1 pseudogene is annotated in these 266 nt (G+C 41.4%); it reads right to left on the bottom strand.

Annotation, left to right across the window (positions count from 1 at the left end):
• Positions 1-266, bottom strand: a pseudogene (locus QN347_RS20090) (TonB-dependent receptor); the annotation flags it as partial.

Genomic DNA, 266 nt, shown 5'->3' with positions numbered 1-266 from the left:
ACCCCAGCCAGCCAACTTGGATTGCACGCGGATATAGTCAAAATCCGTCGTTTTATTGTTGAAGTTATAACCGTAATAATTTTGGCTGGTAGGGTCATTATTTAGGGCATAGTTTTTTCCAAATTGAGCAACCTGACTCAGGGTGACGCCACCTTTATCAGGAACATAACTTTGAATCGTGTTGTAAGTTGAAAACACGGTCACTACGGTATCACTGCCAAATTTGCGTTGAGCTTTGAATTGATAATTTTCTTCCGTCACACCAC

This window comes from Sphingomonas sp. 10B4 (genome assembly GCF_035019905.1).
In the GTDB taxonomy this organism is placed as follows: domain Bacteria; phylum Pseudomonadota; class Alphaproteobacteria; order Sphingomonadales; family Sphingomonadaceae; genus Sphingomonas; species Sphingomonas glacialis.
This window is presented reverse-complemented; position numbering and strand designations above follow the sequence as displayed.